Here is a 17404-nt window from a genome sequence, read left to right as displayed (position 1 = left end):
CGAGCGAGGACCGCAGCGAGTGCGAGTCGGGGCATGGTAAGTCACCGCGAGGGTCGGCAGATGAATGCCGTTGCCCGACTTGCCGTGCCGGAGCCGATACGCGCGATCACCACCGACACGTGCCGCGAGCCACGCAACTTCAGCCGCCGCCGCAGCACGTCCGGGTCGACGTCGACACCGCGCACCAGAATTTCGACGGCGCCCGTGTCGTGCGCCGACAGCACTTGCCGCAGTCGCTTCTCGCTGTAACCGACCTCGTCGAGCACCTCGAAGCCCCGCACGCCGTCGGGCAGCCGGTCGCCGGACAGGTAGGCGATATCGCCGTCCAGCTGCCAGAGCCCGTGTCTGGCGGCATAGTGGCGGACCAGTCCGGCCCGAACGACCGCACCGTCGGGATCGACGATCCACCGGCCCACTGGTGCGACCGGGCAGTCGTCGGGATCGGCGTCGGTGATCTGTTCGGCACCGTCCAACATGGTGGCCCGACGGCGCACGCCCGCCGCGGCGAGGCCCGGCGACCAGAGACACGCCTCGCGCACGCTGCCGCCCAGCGACGTGATCTCGACTTCACCGGTGAAACCGAGGCGCTCGAGTTCGGCGAAATCGATTCCCGGCGCGCACTTTACGACGACATCACGGTGGCGGTAGACGTCGAGTAGACGATCCAGCGGTGGCGTGTAGTCGAGCAGGTCGAACCGCCGCCGCCCCGACCGCCTGCGCGCCGGGTCGGCGAGCACGACGGCGTCGCGGGTGACGGGTCGCAGTGCGTCGGCGCGGCACAGCGGTACGTCAGCGACATTGTGCCGGGCCATGGCGAGCCGGACCGGATCGATGTCGCTGCCCATCACGTAACCGGCCGACTTTCGCAGCGCGGCAAGCTCTGTGCCGACCGAACAGGTGACGTCGTGCACGGTGGCGCCGGCCAGCCGCCGTGCCCGGTGTTCGGCCACCGGTTGCGCGGTGGCCTGTTGCAGCGCGTCATCGGTGAACAACCAGTCCGACGGGTCGGCGAATTTGGCTCTCGCCCTTCGGCGCAGCAGGACCGTCTCCACCAGAGCGGGCGCGTGCACGCCGAATTGCGCTCGTATCGAACCGATGTCGGAGATGCGGCTCGCATCGGTCAGCCGGTAGCCGTCGACATCCCGCAGCGCCTGCGCTCCGGCGTCGCTGTTCAGATAGGCGACGGCATCCAGGCCGAAATCTACGACGGCTTGACCCCGGTCACCATGACGTTGTAGAACCAGCCCTTCGGGACGACGCGACGCCACACGTTGTGGTCCACCCAGCTCAGCGTCATCCAACTGCCGAACGCGAACTTGGCCCAGTGCCAGCCCAACCGGCCGGGCGGCATTGCCGCCTCGAACGTGCGGATGGGCCACCCCAGCATCGCGGCGGTGAATTCCGTTGTGGTGGTGACGATGTCGACAGCACCGGCAGAGCGGGCCATCTTTTCCAGGTCGCCCGGCGAGAACGTGTGCAGATCGACGAGCGCCTCCAGCGCGGCCGCACGCGACGATTCGTCGAGCTCGGCCTGCGGGCGCCGCCAGCCGGAAAGCCCCGGCAGCCGAGTCACGTTCGTCACCGCCCGCCACGTCAGCGTCGACAGCGGGCGCGCGTAGTTCTCGCCGGAGTTCGTCGGCTCACCGGCGAACACGAACCGGCCGCCTGGCTTGAGCACACGAACCACCTCGCGCAGCGACAGCTCCACGTCCGGGATGTGGTGCAGCACGGCGTGGCCGACCACCAGATCGAAGGTGTCGTCGTCGTACGGGATGCGCTCGGCGTCGGCGACGCGGCCGTCGATCTCGAGACCGAGGTTCTGGCCGTTGCGGGTGGCCACCTTGACCATGCCCGGAGACAGGTCGGTGACCGAGCCGCGCCGCGCGACGCCTGCCTGGATCAGGTTCAGCAGGAAGAACCCGCTGCCGCAGCCCAGCTCCAGCGCCCGGTCGTACGGCAACTCCCGCTGCTCCTCGGGCGGCACGGTGGCGTCGAACAGATCGCGCGCGTAGTCGACGCAGCGCTTGTCGTAGGAGATCGACCACTTGTCGTCGTAGCTCTCGGCTTCCCAGTCGTGGTAGAGCACCTGGGCGAGCTTGGAGTCGTGGCGGGCCGCCTCCACCTGCTCCGCCGTGGCGTGCGGATTGGGGACCGGAGCCGGCTGGCCGGCGACATTCGGCGCAGCGTCGGTGTCCTTGAGATTCATGCAGGGCAGCCTAACGGCCGTCGCCGAAGGTGGCCTTGGCGGCGGCGATGACCTGCGGCGGGTGCTCGACCAGCCGCTGCGCCCAGGCCACCGCCGCGTCGTAGACCGCGTCGGGGGCCACCATCTCGTCGATCAAGCCGAGAGCCAGTGCCTCCTTGGCGTCGACGAACCGGCCCGTGAACACCAGATCCTTGGCCTTGCTTTCACCAATCGCGCGGGCCAGCCGAGCCGTCTCGCCGGGCGGGAACCCGGACAAGATCTCGGTCGCGCCGACCTTGATGTTGTCGCCTGCCACCCGCCAGTCCGCGGCCAGGGCCAGCGTCAGCCCGCTGCCGAGCGCGTATCCGGTGATCGCGGCGACGGTCGGTTTGGGAATCGCGCCGATGGCGTCGAGGGCATCGCGACCGACTTGGGCGGCTCCGGCTGCCTCCTGCGCGTTGAGGGTCTGCAGAACCGCCACGTCGTCGCCGGTGGAGAAGATCTCATGTCCGCCGAACACGATCACCGCCGCAATATCGTCACGCGAAGCCACTTCGCCTGCAGCATCGACGATTTCGCGATACATCTGACGGGTCAGGCCGTTGGTCGGCGGCCTGGACAGCAACAGCGTGGCGATGCCGGGATGCCCGTCGAACGTGTGGATGCTGACGAACTCCTTCACGGGATACGGCCCCCGAGCGCTTGGTTGTAGCGCTCGCCGTCGAAGAATTCGAACTCGAGGTTGCCGTCGGTCATGCTCATGTTCGGCGAGACGGGGATTATTTGCCGTTCGACGGCCAGCACCTCGGCGACAGTGCGGCCGGCCAGCGCGTCGAGCTGAGTCCACGTCGGGGGCAGCAGGACGCTCCGCTGAGCGGTGAAGTCCTCGAGGGCGGCTTCCGGCGTGATCCAGTCGGCCTGATCGGACTCGGTGTTGTCGCCGTCGGCCCGCTGGCCCTCTGGAAGCGCACCGACAAAGAAGTAGGTGTCGTAGCGGCGGGTCCGCTCTTCTTTGGGAGTCACCCAGTTCGCCCACGGGCGCAGCAGGTCGGAGCGCAGCATAAGTTTCTCGGCGCGCAGGAACTCGGCGAACGACAGCTCCTTGCTGACGAGCGCGGCCCGCTGGTCGCGGTAGCTCGACGCGTCGTCGACGAGCAGGTCCGGATCGTCGGCCGCGCCCGCGAACAGCACACCGCACTCCTCGAACGTCTCCCGCGCCGCGGCGCAGACGAGAGCTTCGGCGAGGTCGGCGTCGGTGCCGAGTTTGTCGCCCCACCACTGTTTGTCGGGGCCGTGCCAGGCGATGTCGGCGTTGCGGTCGCGGTCGTCGACTCCACCACCGGGGAACACCATCACTCCCCCGACGAAGTCCATCTTGCGGTGCCGCCGCATCAGGAACACCTTGATGCCGTCAGGCATGTCCCGGATCAGCATTACGGTCGCGGCGGGCCGCGGAACGAGGGGGTCTTCACTCATCAACGCCTCCTGTGGGCTGCCCGGCTTCGGGTGCGCCTGGCGAAATAACGGCCGTCGATGATGTCGAGCGCGATCGACTGGCCGAACGCCCTCGACAGATTCTCCGCGGTCAGCACGTCCGTCAGCAGCCCGGCGTCGACCACCCGTCCTTCCGACAGGATCAGCGCGTGGCTGAACCCGCGCGGGATTTCCTCGACGTGGTGAGTGACAAGCACGATCGCCGGGGCGTCCGGGTCGGCGGCCAGATCCTCCAGCCGCGCGACCAGCTCCTCGCGGCCACCGAGGTCGAGCCCGGCCGCGGGTTCGTCGAGCAGCAGCAGTTCCGGGTCGGTCATCAGGGAACGGGCGATCAGCACGCGTTTGCGTTCGCCCTCTGACAGCGTTTCGTAGGTGCGCTCGGCGAGGTGTTCGGCGCCGACGCTCTCCAGCATGTCGAGGGCCTGGGTGTAGTCGACGTCCTCGTATTGCTCACGCCAGCGGCCGAGCACGGCATACCCCGCTGACACGACCAGGTCGCGCACCAGCTCCCCGTCCGGCACGCGTTGCGACAGCGCCGAGCTGCTCAACCCGACCCGCGAGCGCAGCTCGGCCATGTCAGTGCGGCCCAGGCGTTCGCCGAGCACATAGGCCGTACCCGAGGATGGATGTTCCGTCGCGGCGGCGATCCACAGCAGCGACGTCTTTCCCGCGCCGTTCGGTCCGATGACCACCCAGCGTTCGTCGAGCTCGACGGACCAGGTGACCGGGCCGACGAGGACCTGCCCGCCGCGCCGCAGTGTGACCTTGGCGAAATCGATCAGCAGGTCGGGGTCGACGCTGTCGCTTCCGGAGTCGGGCACTCGCTCATCGTAGTGACGCGTATTCGCGCAGGATTCGGCGGCTTCACGAGCAGACGGCCGCCGCCGTCATGGCGATATCAGCCAACCGTCTGACCCGTTCACGATCACCATGTCCGCGGAGGCCGCCGTCGGCGACACCAGGTCGGCGTTGGGCTGGTCGGTGCCTGCGACCCAGGCCTTCGCGGCGTCGGGGCTCTTGCCGAATTCGACGTGGCGGGCCACCAACCGCTCGACGCGCCGAGCCTCCTCGCTGGTGACGAACCAGACGCGGTCCATGGCCCGGCGCGCTCGCAGCCACGCCGGGTGGTCGAGCAGCAGGTAGTTGCCCTCGGTGATCACCAGTCGAGCGGTCGGCGGCACCACCAGGGCCGCGGCCAGTGGCTGTTCGAGGGTGCGGTCGAATCCCGGGGCGTAGACCGGCGCATCGGTTTCCGCGGCGATCCGCTCGAGCAGCACCGCGTAGCCCACTGAATCGAAGGTGTCGGGTGCGCCCTTTCGGCCAAGCGCCCCGAGGCGGCGCAGCTGTTCATCGGCGAGGTGGAAGCCGTCCATGGGGACGTGCGTGACCCAGCCGGGTCCCTTGCACTCGCCGATGCGGGCAAGTAGCTGCTCGACCAGTGTGGATTTGCCCGCTCCCGGGCTTCCGGCGATGCCGAGGACGGCACGCTGCCGGTCTTCGGCGAGCGCGATGGCATCCTGCGCCAGCCGTTGCAGGGTGTCGGATCCGGTGGCCCCGCTTGTCATGCCGGCGCAGCGGCGTGCCGCCGCGCCACGCGCAATCCGTCGCTGATGATGCCCCAGATCGCGAGGTCGTTCGACAGCCCTTGGGCGACGACGGCCGCGAAGTCGGTGTGCCCGGAACCCGGGTAGCCGCGGTGGTTTTCGCCGATATGGACGTGGCCCAGCCGGTCACCACAGTCGCGGACCGGCGTGACCATGTCGTCCTCCTCGATGTTCATGTGGTACGTGTCGAGGTGGATGACGATGTTGTCGGCGCCGGTGTCATGCTGGCTCGACCCGTATACGTCAGTGTGCACGATGCTCACTGAACGCGCTGAGAGGACGCCGGTCGAAGTCGCGGCACTGCCGACGACTCCAGATCGCCCCGCCCGATTAGGTGACCGTGCAGGGACGGTCGGACTCACCAGCATGTTGGCCGACCACATCTTCGACATCCGCCGCATCGACGCGGCGCTCGGGTAAGCGATTGGTGACCGACGCCCAGCCGCTGTGCGCCAGCACCTTTTTCGGCGTGATCCGGATGAAGAGCTGGACAAGAGGCCCGATCCCGAATGCGTACACGACGGTGCCGACGCCGACTGTGCCGCCGAGCAGCCAGCCGATCGCGAGCACGGTGGCCTCGATCGAGGTCCGCACGATTCGGACCGAGAGGCCGGTGCGCACCACCAGTCCCGTCATCAGCCCGTCGCGTGGGCCCGGCCCGAGGCCCGCGCCGATGTAGAGCACGGTACTGATCGCGTTCAGCACGACCGCGCCGACCATCATCGCGATACGGGCCGGAAGCGATGTGGGCGACGCCAAGATCGCCAGCGAAGCGTCCACGGTCACCGCGATGACGATGACGTTGGCCACCGTGCCGATGCCGGGGCGGTTGCGCAGCGGGATCCAGGCCAGCAGCACCGCCACCCCGACCACGGCCGACGCGATGCCGATGGTCATCGGTGTTCTCAACGCGAGCCCCTGATGGAACACGTCCCACGGGTCCAGCCCGAGTCCGGCGCGCACCATCGTCGCCATCGAGAAGCCGTAGCCGATGAGCCCGAGCAGCAGCGCGCCGCCGCGGGCCGTCGCCTCACGCATGGTGCGGAAAGCGGATCCGAATCAGATCGATTTCGTTGCGCACCCGTTCGGCGTCGCGGTCCACAAACTCGGCCGGGATGCGCTGCGCCGGTCGGAAGATCCTGCCCAGTGGGCGGGCCAATTTTGATGTCCAATTCATGCTCATGACCCAATAATGTCGCCAACTGGCTTGTTATTCCATAGCCAGTCGACGCATACTGGCCTGTGATGACGGTAGATATGCGCGCCCGAGCGCTCGATGTGGACCGTTTGGCCCGCGAACTTGGCAACTGGCGTACGTCCAGTCGCAGCGGGCCGGCCTACTACGGCCTGGCCGACGCCATCCGGCTGCTCATCGTCGACGGGCGCCTGCCCGTCGGTGCACGCCTGCCCAGTGAACGGGCAATGGCCGACTCTCTGCGTATCTCCCGCACCACCGTCACCGCCGCCTACGCGCAACTGCGCGAGGACGGTTACCTGAACGCACGCCGCGGAGCCCGCAGCACCACGGCCCTACCCGTCGCACCTGCCGCCCGCCCCGAACCCACGGCACCGTCGACGAGTCTTGCCGCAGCCGCGTTGTCCGCTCCTGCGGCCGCCGTCAGCGAGGCGTTCGTCGATGCCATCCACGAGGTGACGCCCTATCTGCACAAGGTCGGCCACGAACTCGTCGGCGTCGACGTTCTGCGAGAAGCCATCGCCGAAAGATATTGCGAGCGAGGGCTTTTTACCGACCCCGACCAAGTGCTTGTCACCACCGGCGCGTTGCATGCCTTCAACCTCGTGTTGACCACATACGTGCAACCCGGCGACCGTGTGTTGGTGGAACAGCCCACCTACCATGGCGCGTTGACGTCGATCACCACCGCGGGGGCGCGGCCCGTGCCGGTGGCCATGACGGAGGACGGCTGGGAACTCGATGCAATTCAGGCCGCGGTGGGCCAACTGTCGCCCAGCCTGGCCTATCTGATTCCGGACAACCAGAATCCCACCGGCTTGACGATGCCCGCTCACGACCGGAAGCGGTTGGCAGACATCATCGCCGGGACGAGGACGCGCACGGTCATCGACGAGACGATCCTCGACATGTGGCTTGACGAAGCGGTTCCCGCGCCGATGGCCGCCGCGATGACGACGCGGCGTGACCTGGTGCTGACGATCGGTTCGATGTCGAAGTCGTTCTGGGGCGGCCTGCGCGTCGGCTGGATTCGCGCCGAACGCGCGACCATCGCCACCATCGCCGCGCTGCGCCCGTCCGTCGACATGGGTACGCCGGTTCTCGAACAGTTCGCCGCCGCAAAGCTTCTCGCGCGGCGGGACGAACTGCTTCCTGAGCGCCGCGAGATACTGCGGGCACGACGCGAGCTCCTGCTTTCCCTGCTTGACCGGCATCTGCCCGACTGGGAACCTGGACCAGGTGTCGGCGGCATGTCGCTGTGGGTGCGGCTACCGGCACCGATGAGCACGGCGCTGTCGGCCGCGGCGTCCCGGATGGGGCTCGAGCTGCCTGCCGGACCACGATTCGGCGTCGACGGCACACTCGAACGCTTCGTGCGAGTGCCCTATGCCCTGCCGGAGGACGAGCTTTCGGCGGCCATCGAGCTACTGGCCCGCGCTTGGCACAGCGTCACCGGCTCCATCGCGCCCGAGCCGACGACCGTCGTGGTCTGATCGAGCTAGTTGTCGGGGATTTCCACCCTGCGGAGCGTGCCGTCGACGGTGTCGGCGGCCTCGATCTCGCCGCGGGTGATCCCGAGGACGAACAGCACGGTGTCCAGGTACGGGTTGCTCAGCGACGCGTCGGCCACCTCTCGCAGCGCAGGCTTGGCGTTGAACGCGACTCCCAGACCGGCCGCGGCCAGCATGTCGATGTCGTTGGCGCCGTCGCCGACGGCGACCGTCTGCTCCATCGGCACACCTGCCTGTTGCGCGAAGTCCCTCAGGGCCTTGGCTTTTCCCGGCCGGTCGATGATCGGCCCGACCACCCGTCCAGTCAGCTTGCCGTCGACGATCTCGAGCTGGTTGGCGGCCACGAAGTCCATCTCCAACTCGTGGGCGAGCGGTTCGATGACCTGGCGGAAGCCGCCCGACACGATCCCGCAGTGAAAACCCAGGCGGCGCAATGTCCGCAGTGTGGTCCGCGCGCCGGGCGTCAGCTCGATCTGCTCCCCGACCTCCTCGAGCACCTCGGCCGGCAGGCCGGCCAGCGTCGCGACGCGGCGGTTCAGGGACTCGGCGAAATCCAGCTCGCCCCGCATGGCGGCCTCGGTGATCTCGGCGACGGCTGCGTGTGCACCGACCCGGTCGGCCAGCATCTCGATGACCTCGCCCTGGATCAGCGTGGAGTCGACGTCGAACACGATGAGCCGCTTGGCCCGCCGCGCGAGGCTGTAGTCCTCCAGCGCGATGTCCACACCCTCGTTGCCCGCGACCCGAGCCATCGCGGCCTGCAACTGCTGGTAGACACCGCCGGGCGGCACCGAAACCCGCAGCTCCAATCCTGTAACCGGATAGTCGGACACGCCGCGGATGAAGTCGATGTTGACGCCCAGTGCGGCCACTTCACTGGCCACCACACCGAACGCCTCGGCGGTGATCGGCCTGCCCAGCACGACGATGGTGTGGGTGGACGGCTGACGCATCACCGGCATCTCGCCGCTGGGCTCGATCGTCACGTCGAGCCCCACACCGTGGATGGCGTCCTCGACTTGTTCGCGCAGCTCGCGACCGCCTGCGATCTCGACGGTGCCCGATACCAGCACGCCCAGCGTCAGGCGCCCACGGATGACCACCTGTTCGACGTTGAGCAACTCGACCTTGTGTCGCGAAAGCACCTCGAACAGCGCAGAAGTCACGCCCGGTTGATCGACTCCGGTGACGGTGATCAGAAGCGATGAGCGCTTACGCGAAGAGCCGATAGGTGAAGCCACCTTTCGACTATCCACCCTGGCTGGCCCCCCGCGCAGGCATCAGGTTCTGACGTTCTCGTTGTCCAGCCGAGAGACGTCGCCGTCGTCTGGTCCGTGGCTGCGCCCAATGTGCGCTTCTGAGCGCATTCGGTCCACCATGTGCGGGTAATGCAGCTCGAAAGCCGGGCGCTCCGAACGGATTCGGGGCAGCTCGGTGAAATTGTGCCGCGGCGGCGGGCAGCTGGTGGCCCACTCCAGTGAGTTGCCGTAACCCCATGGGTCATCGACGGTCACCGGCTCGCCGTAGCGCCAGCTCTTGAATACGTTCCACGCGAACGGGATCGTCGAGATGCCAAGGATGAACGCGCCGATCGTCGAGACGATGTTCAGCGTGGTGAATCCGTCGGTCGGCAGGTAGTCGGCGTAGCGGCGGGGCATGCCCTCGTCGCCGACCCAGTGCTGGACCAGGAACGTGGTGTGGAAGCCGATGAACGTCAGCCAGAAGTGCAGCTTGCCGAGGCGCTCGTCGAGCAGTCGCCCTGTCATCTTCGGGAACCAGAAATAGATGCCCGCGTAGGTGGCGAACACGATGGTGCCGAACAGCACGTAGTGGAAGTGTGCGACGACGAAATAGCTGTCGGTGACGTGGAAGTCCAGCGGGGGGCTGGCCAACAGCACACCGGACAGGCCACCGAGCAGGAAGGTGACCAGGAAGCCCACCGAGAACAGCATCGGTGTTTCGAACGTCAACTGGCCCTTCCACATGGTGCCGATCCAGTTGAAGAACTTGATACCGGTCGGCACCGCGATCAGGAACGTCATGAAACTGAAGAATGGCAGCAGCACCGCGCCGGTCGCATACATGTGGTGCGCCCACACCGCGACGGACAATGCGGCGATGGAGATGGTCGCGTAGATCAGCGTGGTGTAGCCGAAGACCGGCTTGCGGGAGAACACCGGGAAGATCTCGGTGACGATGCCGAAGAACGGCAACGCGATGATGTACACCTCGGGGTGGCCGAAGAACCAGAACAGGTGCTGCCAGAGCAGCACACCGCCGTTGGCCGGGTCGTAGACGTGCGCGCCGAGGTGGCGGTCGGCGGCCAGGCCGAATAGCGCCGCGGTCAGCAGCGGGAAGGCCAGCAGCACCAGAATCGACGTCACCAGGATGTTCCAGGTGAATATCGGCATCCGGAACATGGTCATGCCGGGAGCGCGCATACACACCACCGTGGTGATCATGTTTACGCCGCCGAGAATGGTGCCGAGACCAGCGACGGCCAGACCCATGATCCACAGATCGCCACCGGCTCCCGGGGAGTGGATGGCGTCGGTCAGGGGGGTGTAGGCGGTCCAGCCGAAGTCGGCCGCGCCGCCGGGGGTGATGAAGCCCGCGATCGCGATCATCGCGCCGAACAGGAACAGCCAGAACGAGAACGCGTTGAGCCGCGGGAACGCCACGTCGGGAGCGCCGATCTGCAGCGGCAGCACCAGGTTGGCGAATCCGAAAACGATGGGCGTCGCATAGAACAGCAACATCACCGTCCCGTGCATGGTGAACAGCTGGTTGTACTGCTCGTTGGACAGGAACTGCAGGCCGGGCAGGGCGAGCTCGGTGCGCATGAACAGCGCCATCAGGCCGCCGATGAAGAACATGATGAAGCAGGCGACGCAGTACATGATGCCGATCAGCTTGTGATCGGTGGTCGTGATCAGCTTGTATATGAGGCTGCCCTTGGGGCCGAGCCGCGCCGGAAACGGACGACGGACCTCGAGTTCTCCGACCGGGGGCGCTTCGGCTACCAACACGTCCTCCAAACGTCTATGCGGGGATGCCCGCAATGCTGCTACCGAAATCTTATCGCCCGAACCGCCCCGTGTCGGCATGGGTCCTACAAACGGTCGTATTTGATTTCCCCATGTCCACGACCGTGTCGTTTATTGCGGCAAAACGCGGGTCGCGGCCGCAACAAACGTAGGAGAAACCGGCAGCTGTTACCGTCGGCCCCGTGCTGAACCGCCGACCGCGATTTGATGTCGCCGGCCGAGCGGCTCCGCGATTCAATGTCGCCGGCCGAGCGGCTCCGGCGCCCCGTCCGATCGCAGCCGCAACGGCCCTGCTGACAGCCCTCGTGGTGACGTCGGTGGGCGGCTGCGGCCAGCTGGGCAACGGGACCCAGTCGCCGGCAGCCGAACCGACCGTCATCACCAGCACCACCAGGGTGGCGGGCGCCGGTGTGCTGGGCAATCAGCGCAGGCCCGACGAGTCCTGCGCGCCCAACCCGGCACCGGTCGGCCCGGGCGAGGGTGACCGGGAGGTCCGCCACGCCGCGGGCAGCACCATTGTTCGCGGCGAACCGCAGAAGATCGTGGTGCTCTCCGGCGACCAACTCGACGCCCTGTGTGCGCTGGGTCTGCAGTCCCGCATCGTCGCCGCCGCGCTACCCGACGAGTCCGACAGCCAGCCCTCCTACCTCGGTGCCGCCATCCATGACCTGCCCGCGGTGGGCACCCGCAGCGCGCCGGATCTGGAGGCGATACGTGCGGCGCAGCCCGACCTGATCCTCGGGTCGGAGTCCCTGACGCCCGATGCCTACCCGAAGCTGTCGGCCATCGCGCCGACGGTGTTCACCGGCGCACCCGGCGCCGCATGGGAGGACACCCTGCGGACGGTGGGTGCGGCGAACTGGCGGGCCGATGCCGCTAACGGCTTGATCGACGACTTCGCCGCGGCCGCCGCCAAGACGGGTGCCGACAACGATGCCGCGCACTTTGAGGCCTCGGTCGTGCAGCTGACCGACAAGACCCTGCGGGTGCTCGGTCCGAACAGCTTCCCTGGCAGCGTGCTCGCCGATGTCGGTGTGGATCGCCCCGCGGCACAACGCTTTACCGATAAGCCCTATGTCGAGGTCGGCACCACCGAGGAAGACCTGAACAACTCCCCCGACTTCTCGATCGCCGACGGCGACATCCTGTACGTCTCGTTCGCTTCACCTGCGGCCAAGGACCGCGCCGGCGAAGTGATGGGCAGCGACGCGTGGAAGAAGTTGTCCGCCAACAAGGACAACCGGGTCTTCGTCGTCAACAACGAGGTGTGGCAGACCGGCGAGGGCATCGTCGCGGCCCGCGGAATACTGGCAGATCTGCGCTCCCTCAACGCGCCGATCAACTGACCGGCTTGTCGTTGATGCCGTAGCGCGCCTGTTGGCCAAACTGACCGGTCGTCAACGAGCCGTCGGGAAGCACCAGTTCACCGCTGTCGATGCGGTTGCGTAGGTACGCAAAAGTCTGCGCCGTCTGGGCGAACAGGTGCTCACCCGCGCGCAGGGCCGGACGCGTCGTGGCGCCGTCGGCTGCGAACTGCGGCAACGGTTTCACCTCGGTGTGGTAATCGACGTTGAAGAACAGCGGGAACGAGTACCGTTCCTCGACGACCTTGCGCACCCGGTGGCTGGTGGCGACGAACGCTCCGTCGGTCCACAACTCCAGCATGTCGCCGACGTTGACGACAAATGTGCCGTCCACCGGCGAAACGTCGATCCACTCGCCCGCCCCGTTGAGCACTTCCAGACCCGGCGCCGTCGGTTTCAGCAGGGTGAAACACTCGTAGTCAGTGTGTGCGCCGATGCCGTGTCCGTCCTCTGCGTCGGGGTTGAACGGGTAATGCACCAACCGCAGTTGGCTCGGCGTCTTGGTGGCGTGCCGCGAGAATACGTCGGGGTCTTCTCCGAGAGCCACCGCGAACGCCCACAGCAGCCGATGTCCGACGTCGAGGACCGCGTCGTAGTAGGCGGTAACCGCCTCGGCGAAGCCCGGCAGGTCGGGCCACGTGTTGGGGCCCAGCATCGGGTTGCCCGCTACGTAATCGGGGTCGTCGGGCGGTAGGTCCAGCGCGGTGTCGAACGCCTCCTTCAGATCCGGCGTGCCGGTCTCCACTCCCTCCTCGCCGACTGGCACATAGCCGCGGTGGCACCGCGACAAGCCGATGTAGCTACGCATTTTTTCCTCGACCGGTAAAGCGAAGTACTCTTTGGTAACGGCGAGCATGCGGACGAACAGCTCATCGTCGACACCCGTACCGCTGACGTAGAAGAAGCCGACTTCGCTTGCTGCCCTGCCGATCTCGGCCGCCACCTGCTCGCGCTGCGCGCGCTCCGATGATCGCAGCCCGCTGATGTCGACCGTCGGCACCGAGGTGAACGACGTTGCGCCACTCATGGATTCACGTTCCCTTCGCGTTGGTCGATCCTCCAGCGCACGCCGTTCGCCTCGACGTGTTCGGCATACAGCTCGATTCCGAGGGCGTCCCACTGCCCGGATGCGATGGTGTCGATCACTACGGCACCCGCGCCGGCCCAGCCGAACAGGTCGCCGACACGCAACAGAAGGCCGTTGCCACCCTCGGGTGCGGTGAGAAAGAGTGCGCCGCTGGGTTCTGTCGGCATCGTGTCGCGGACCCAGTGCTCGACGTAGTCCTCGTGTACACCCGTCTCGACCAGTGCCCGACCGTCCCACCGCATCGAGCCCTCGTCCGGCAACTGGTTCGGCGGTCCGAGGTCGATATCGCGGCGCCACTCGAAGATGTCGTCGCTCTGATGAAGCGTCCCCGCGAAGCCTCGCGAGTCGATGTATGCGGTGATGCCCTGTAACCACACCACGCCCGTGCCGGTGTCGCGGGAGCCGTCGGCGCCGATCAGCAGCGTGCGTCGCCACAGACCGACACAGTCTCCCATCACCGGGGTAGTCACTTCGACTCCTCCCACTGCCGGCGCAGCCTTTCCAGGCCGTCATCGGTTGGCGTGCCGAGCGCGCGCACCCGTGCGATTCCCCCGTCCGGGTATGCCTGCACCCGCAGTGCCGTGACGCCGCGGGCATCCACGGTGAACAGTTGTCGGGCGTCGGCGACCAGCCGGCTCCGTGGCAGCACCGGTAGGTCGAACGGCACCAGCGCCCAGCCGTGTTCACCGTCAGGGCTTGCGCGACTGCCAAGAACGGAAACTTCAGCCGATGCGTTGAACACGAAGTACGAGGTGTCGATCTCCAGGCGCACCAGATCGGCGGGCACGGCGAAGGCGATCAGCACCGCGTCGTGGCTGTCGGGTCCGACGTCGCGGCGCCTGCGGGTCTCCCAGCCCTCGCCCATGTTCCGTGGCCTTGTCGGTTCGATGAGCGCGCAGGCGTGCGAATAGAAGCTGTCGCTGCACCATTCGACGCGCCCACCCTGCTCCAGCCCGGACACCTCGACGGTGACATCTGTCCAGAGCGCAGGGTCGGGGATCACCTTGCCGTAGGCGCGTAGTCGCGCCACCCCGCCGTCGGAGTCCAGCCGGAGCCGCACGTGAGTCCAGCGCCGCTGATCTCGCACTGACAACAGGTTCCGCGAATCCTCCTTCAGCACGGTGTGTTCCACCAACGGTGTCCACCGGACGTCCGGTGCGGTGGGGTCCGCCGTCCTGCCCAGAGCGCATCCGTCCACCCGGCACGCGGTTGGGTGGTTTCCCGCGAAGAAGCGGGTGTCGACGTCGACGGCGTGCAACCGTCCCGGGGCACCAAGGCGCAGGATCACCCAGTCCCCGTCGGCGCCTGCATGTCTGCGTGTCTCCCACCCGTCGACGACTTCGCCTCGCAGGTCGTAAGTGCCTGGCACGAAGGCCGGTTCGGCCGGGTCGATGAGCCGCTCCTTGAACCCGAAGGACTCGTCACTCGCGGCGACGACGCTGCCGCCCAGCGAGCGGGATGCCAAATCGACCTGCGTCATGCCTCGCCTCCAGCTCGCTCCGGTCCTCGCTCGTACCTCGCTGCGATCCTCACTCGCGGTCGACTTCGGGCCGTCATGCCTCGCCTCTCTCACCCAAGCCCAGCGCCCGCGAGATCGGCCAGTGGCTGCGCGGGTTGTCCGGTCCCGGTGCGTAGACGCCGGCCTTGCTGGTGGACAGCGCGAGGCCGACGACGGCCTGCGCCAACGCGATCGCCGCGGCGACGCCATCAACGGCGGGCACCCCGACTTTGCGTGAGATCGCCTCCGCCACGCCTGCCATCCCTGCGCAGCCTAGGCAGATCACGTCGGCGCCGTCCTCGCTGACCGCGCGGGCCGCCTCGTCCACGATGGCGGCGACCGCACCGGCCGGATCGGCGTCAACCTCGGCGGTGCCGAGGCCGCACGCGCGCACCGATTTGCAGTGTGCGTTCAGGCCGGCGAGCAGCAGCCGGTCCTCGATCGGCGCTATCGAAGGGCTCAGCGTCGTGACCACCGAGAACCGTCGCCCGATGAGGTGGGCGACGTGCGCGGCGCACTCCGCGATGTCGAAAACCGGTACCGTCAGCATCTCCTGCAGCGCGTCCTTGCCGTGCTCGCCGAATCCGGCAAGCACAACCGCGTCGTAGTGGAAGCGGCCCTCTTCGAGCAGGCGCGCGACGGTATCCATCACCCCAACCGCCGACAGATAGCTTTCGGCGGCCGAGTCGACCGCTGCCGCGCCGAAGTATGGTGCCATACAGTCGATTTCGGTGCCGGCATTCGCAACGGCCCGAGCTGCCGCGGCGATCTCAGCAGTCATCTTCTCCGAAGTGTTGGGGTTGAGTACAAGAATCTTCATGCCGGCTCACACACCGCACCGAAGACCGAGTGTCCAGCCACCCAGGTCTGCAGCACCGAACCGCGCAGAGCCACGCGGTGATACGGGCTCACCTGATGCCGATGCCGCAGCGCACTCATGTCGACGACCTCTTCTGTTTCGGGGTCGAAGGCACACAGGTCGGCCCGCAGCCCGGTGGCAATCCGCCCCCGGTCGGAGAACCCGGCGAGCACCGCGGGCCGCTCGGACATCCACCGACTCAACTCGGCCAGGCCGAAACCCCGGCGCGCGGCCTGCGTCCATATCACCCGGGGACCTAGCTGCAGTGAGCTGACCCCGCCGAAGGCCCGCCCGAAGTCACCGTCGGCCTTGTGCCGCGGAGCGCAGGGCGAATGGTCGGATACCACCATGTCCAGCGTGCCGTCCAGGAGACCCTCCCACAGCGGCTCACGGTTGGCGCCGTTACGAATGGGCGGGCAGGCCGCGAACTCGGTAGCACCGTCGGGAATGCTCTCTGCGGCGAAAGTCAGATAATGCGGACATGTTTCGGCGGTGACCGGTACCCCCGACCGCTTGGCTTCGGCCAGTCGCGAAAGCACAAGCGAACTGGAGACATGCACGATGTGCGCGCGGGCGCCGCCGGCCGCCGCGGCGTCGAGCACCAGCGCTACGGCGTCTTCCTCGGCGGCATCGGGACGCGAGTCCAGAAACGACTTGTAGTGTCTGCCGTACGGCCGCGGGCTTCCGCCGATGACGTGGTGGCTCTCGGCGTGCACCAGAAGCACCGAGCCGAGTTCGGCGATCCGCGCCATTGCCTTTCGCAACTGATCTGGCGTCAGATGAGAGAAGTTCGCGTTGCCAGAATCGCTGAGAAAGCACTTGAAACCGCGCACGCCTGCCTGAGCCAGCGGCCCGAGATCCTCGAGGTTCTCCGGCACTACGCCGGCCCAAAAGCCGACATCGATGTGGCAGTTGGATTGCGCAACCGCCTGTTTCACCCTCAGCGATGCGACGGACGTGGTCACCGGGTCGGAGTCCAAGGGCATGTCCACGAGTGTGGTTATCCCCCCGGCCGCAGCTGCCGCGGTGGCGGTCGCGAAACCCTCCCAATCGGTTCCGGGCTCGTTGATGTGCACGTGGGTGTCGATAAAGCCCGGCAGCAGGACCGCATTCGTCGGCATCAGGACCTCGGCGACGGACGCCGGGAATCCCGCGTCGACGGCGCCGATCTCCACGATGCGGCCGTCGGCCACTGCGACCGCCGCCGACCGTAGCCCGCCGTCGAGGAGAACCCGCTCGGCGCGCACCACAAGATCGGTCATCCGAACCGCTCGTGGAAGTGCCGGGTCATCTCCGGCCACACATGTGGATCGTGGCCCGGTATCAGTGGATAACCCTTGTCGCCGGCCAGCTTCTTGAGCCTGCGGATGGGCTCAATGGTCTCCTCGGGCTCGACACCGATGAAGCCGCCGATCGCCAATTCGCCTTCGATGTTCTCCGTGAGGTCGGCCGCATCGAACGCGAATACGTAGCCCCCGCCGCCGACGGACTCGTCGAGTTCGACGACGAAGCTTTGGTGGCCGGGGGTGTGTCCGTACGTGGGCACGGCGGTGATCCCCG

The 17404-nt window shown here is 67.3% G+C and carries 18 protein-coding genes and 1 pseudogene; 2 read left to right on the top strand and 17 right to left on the bottom strand.

Annotated features, from left to right (window positions below; all coding sequences use genetic code 11):
- Positions 1–41: 41 nt before the first annotated feature.
- The 9 genes from QOC76_RS16670 to QOC76_RS16630 form a co-directional block, all read right to left on the bottom strand.
- On the bottom strand, positions 42–1244 hold the full coding sequence (locus QOC76_RS16670) for a THUMP-like domain-containing protein (RefSeq protein ID WP_526358476.1): 1203 nt from the start codon (positions 1242–1244) through the stop codon (positions 42–44).
- Positions 1202–2206 (bottom strand): class I SAM-dependent methyltransferase, encoded by a 1005-nt coding sequence (locus tag QOC76_RS16665; protein WP_526358263.1) that lies wholly within the window; start codon positions 2204–2206, stop codon positions 1202–1204. The genes QOC76_RS16670 and QOC76_RS16665 overlap by 43 nt, the downstream gene beginning before the upstream one ends.
- 10 nt (positions 2207–2216) lie before the next feature.
- Positions 2217–2867 (bottom strand): enoyl-CoA hydratase, encoded by a 651-nt coding sequence (locus QOC76_RS16660; RefSeq protein ID WP_526358261.1) that lies wholly within the window; start codon positions 2865–2867, stop codon positions 2217–2219.
- Positions 2864–3661 carry an NUDIX hydrolase gene (locus tag QOC76_RS16655; RefSeq protein ID WP_526358259.1) on the bottom strand — a complete coding sequence of 266 codons (798 nt, stop codon included), beginning with the start codon at positions 3659–3661 and terminating at the stop codon, positions 2864–2866. Before QOC76_RS16655 ends, QOC76_RS16660 begins: the two co-directional genes overlap by 4 nt.
- A complete protein-coding gene (locus QOC76_RS16650) occupies positions 3661–4500 on the bottom strand; it encodes an ABC transporter ATP-binding protein (protein ID WP_526358257.1) in 840 nt (279 codons plus the stop codon). Before QOC76_RS16650 ends, QOC76_RS16655 begins: the two co-directional genes overlap by 1 nt.
- A 66-nt stretch (positions 4501–4566) precedes the next feature.
- Positions 4567–5244 (bottom strand): nucleoside/nucleotide kinase family protein, encoded by a 678-nt coding sequence (locus QOC76_RS16645; RefSeq protein WP_526358255.1) that lies wholly within the window; start codon positions 5242–5244, stop codon positions 4567–4569.
- Positions 5241–5537 carry a hypothetical protein gene (locus tag QOC76_RS16640; protein WP_526358253.1) on the bottom strand — a complete coding sequence of 99 codons (297 nt, stop codon included), beginning with the start codon at positions 5535–5537 and terminating at the stop codon, positions 5241–5243. Before QOC76_RS16640 ends, QOC76_RS16645 begins: the two co-directional genes overlap by 4 nt.
- A 76-nt stretch (positions 5538–5613) precedes the next feature.
- Positions 5614–6321 (bottom strand): membrane protein YczE, encoded by a 708-nt coding sequence (yczE, locus tag QOC76_RS16635; RefSeq protein WP_526358251.1) that lies wholly within the window; start codon positions 6319–6321, stop codon positions 5614–5616.
- On the bottom strand, positions 6314–6466 hold the full coding sequence (locus QOC76_RS16630; RefSeq protein WP_526358249.1) for a hypothetical protein: 153 nt from the start codon (positions 6464–6466) through the stop codon (positions 6314–6316). The genes yczE and QOC76_RS16630 overlap by 8 nt, the downstream gene beginning before the upstream one ends.
- Before the next feature lie 62 nt (positions 6467–6528).
- On the opposite strand from QOC76_RS16630, the gene yczR reads away from it, so the two are divergent.
- Entirely contained in the window at positions 6529–7971 is a 1443-nt protein-coding gene (yczR, locus tag QOC76_RS16625) for a MocR-like transcription factor YczR (RefSeq protein ID WP_526358247.1), read from the top strand.
- A gap of 5 nt (positions 7972–7976) precedes the next feature.
- Here the strand turns inward: yczR and serB are convergent, their stop codons facing one another.
- The gene (gene serB / locus QOC76_RS16620) at positions 7977–9218 is read right to left on the bottom strand and encodes a phosphoserine phosphatase SerB (protein WP_526358474.1); all 1242 of its coding nucleotides are present in this window, start codon (positions 9216–9218) and stop codon (positions 7977–7979) included.
- Between the two features lie 51 nt (positions 9219–9269).
- Positions 9270–11015 (bottom strand): aa3-type cytochrome oxidase subunit I, encoded by a 1746-nt coding sequence (ctaD, locus tag QOC76_RS16615; RefSeq protein ID WP_526358472.1) that lies wholly within the window; start codon positions 11013–11015, stop codon positions 9270–9272.
- A gap of 293 nt (positions 11016–11308) precedes the next feature.
- Between ctaD and QOC76_RS16610 the strand changes: the two genes are divergently transcribed.
- On the top strand, positions 11309–12382 hold the full coding sequence (locus QOC76_RS16610) for an ABC transporter substrate-binding protein (protein WP_526358470.1): 1074 nt from the start codon (positions 11309–11311) through the stop codon (positions 12380–12382).
- On the opposite strand, the gene QOC76_RS16605 is transcribed toward QOC76_RS16610, so the two are convergent.
- From QOC76_RS16605 to QOC76_RS16580, 6 genes and pseudogenes are all read right to left on the bottom strand, one after another.
- Positions 12375–13427: an isopenicillin N synthase family dioxygenase gene (locus QOC76_RS16605; protein ID WP_526358245.1), complete on the bottom strand. Its 1053-nt coding sequence runs from the start codon at positions 13425–13427 to the stop codon at positions 12375–12377. The genes QOC76_RS16610 and QOC76_RS16605 overlap by 8 nt on opposite strands.
- Positions 13424–13957, bottom strand: coding sequence for a hypothetical protein (locus QOC76_RS16600; protein WP_526358243.1), 534 nt, complete (start codon positions 13955–13957; stop codon positions 13424–13426). Before QOC76_RS16600 ends, QOC76_RS16605 begins: the two co-directional genes overlap by 4 nt.
- Positions 13954–14967 carry an allantoicase gene (gene alc / locus QOC76_RS16595; RefSeq protein WP_526358241.1) on the bottom strand — a complete coding sequence of 338 codons (1014 nt, stop codon included), beginning with the start codon at positions 14965–14967 and terminating at the stop codon, positions 13954–13956. The genes QOC76_RS16600 and alc overlap by 4 nt, the downstream gene beginning before the upstream one ends.
- A 73-nt stretch (positions 14968–15040) precedes the next feature.
- Positions 15041–15805, bottom strand: coding sequence for an aspartate/glutamate racemase family protein (locus QOC76_RS16590; RefSeq protein WP_526358239.1), 765 nt, complete (start codon positions 15803–15805; stop codon positions 15041–15043).
- A complete protein-coding gene (gene allB / locus QOC76_RS16585; protein WP_526358237.1) occupies positions 15802–17106 on the bottom strand; it encodes an allantoinase AllB in 1305 nt (434 codons plus the stop codon). Before allB ends, QOC76_RS16590 begins: the two co-directional genes overlap by 4 nt.
- A pseudogene (locus tag QOC76_RS16580) lies at positions 17103–17404 on the bottom strand (N-acyl homoserine lactonase family protein); the annotation flags it as partial. The gene allB and the pseudogene QOC76_RS16580, both read right to left, overlap by 4 nt.

The organism is Mycobacterium sp. (assembly GCF_032159565.1).
Classification (GTDB): Bacteria; Actinomycetota; Actinomycetes; order Mycobacteriales; family Mycobacteriaceae; genus Mycobacterium.
The sequence above is the reverse complement of the archived record's forward strand: the minus strand, read 5'-3'. Positions and strand labels throughout refer to the sequence as shown.